Consider the following 1,248-nt stretch of genomic DNA (forward strand, 5'->3'; position numbering starts at 1 on the left):
TCTTTGCTCTCTCTGCGAAAGAGCAATTGCTGACCGGCCGGGCATAGCCATCTGTCCTCATCGGCGAGATACGTCCAGTTGTCCAATCTGCCCACGTCTTGCTGCCATGCCTTGGTGTTCTCGCGATGGTACGTCGCGTACTTCACAATGGCTTCCACGTTCTATTGCTCCAGGTACGCGTAGTTCTCTTCTCCGCCATAGCCAGCGTCCGCGATGATCGTGCCCGGCAGTGCACCTAATGCGTGTTTCACTTTCTCCAGATGCGGCTTCAGGCATCTGGTGTCCGTTGGACGCTGGTGAACACTGTACCCTAGGATGAATTGGTTCTCGGTTCCGATCTGTACATTGTAGCTCGGTTTGAGCTGACCATTTCGCATATGGTCTTCTTTCATGCGCATGAAGGTGGCGTCTGGATCTGTCTTGCTGAAACTGTTGCGGCTCCCCAAGATGGGTTTGCTGGGATTCGTACTTTTGGAGTCTCGGTAGCAGGTCTTTACGAATGATGCGAACTGTTTTCTTGAGCGGCTTGTCCTTTGGTTTCGCTTCTAGTCGCTGTTCGAGCTGCTGCACCGCTTGTTCCAACTTCTCGCTCGTCATGTCTGCTGTTTTACCAAGCTCACTTAGATCCATGCCGCTTAGCGCATGATCTTCCTGTTTCTCGGCTTCTTAGATGGTCGCGAACAAGGATTGCACTTTCTCCTGCAGCCTCATCTTGTGCTTGACGACTGCCTTACCCCAGACAAAGGTGTAGCGGTTGGCATTGGCTTCAATCTTGGTTCCATCGACGAAGTAATGCTCGAGCTTGACGTACTTGGCTTCAACGAGATACTGAAGAACGGCCGTGAAGATGGATTCGAGCACGTCTTTCATGCGCTCGGAACGAAAGCGATTAATGGTGCGGAAGTCTGGGCACTGCCGCGCGGCCAGCCACATGAACATGATGTTCTCCCGGACGGCTTTGGCAATTTGGCGTGAGGAGAAATCCGCTGGGTGTAGGCGTAGATAATGATCTTCGTCAGCATTTTGGGGTGGTAACTGTCCCGACCGCCGCCGGGATAGGCTTTGGTGAAAAGATTCATATTTAGGTGGTCGACTGCATCATTGACGATGCGAACGAGATGGTTTTGAGGGATATCTTCTTGCAAGTCCATTGGCAAGGACAACTGGTCCATGGTATATTCTTTGTAGAAAAGAAGTCTCTCCTTTAGGAATGGTTGGGTGGTACCTCCATTTTAACAAGGACAGGCT

1 pseudogene is annotated in these 1,248 nt (G+C 51.4%); it reads right to left on the reverse strand.

Annotated features, from left to right (window positions below):
- Nucleotides 1-1,172, reverse strand: a pseudogene (locus ACFFSY_RS35110) (IS1182 family transposase); the annotation flags it as partial.
- Nucleotides 1,173-1,248: the final 76 nt, after the last annotated feature.

It is taken from the genome of Paenibacillus aurantiacus (assembly GCF_042431225.1).
GTDB lineage: Bacteria > Bacillota > Bacilli > Paenibacillales > Paenibacillaceae > Paenibacillus_Z > Paenibacillus_Z aurantiacus.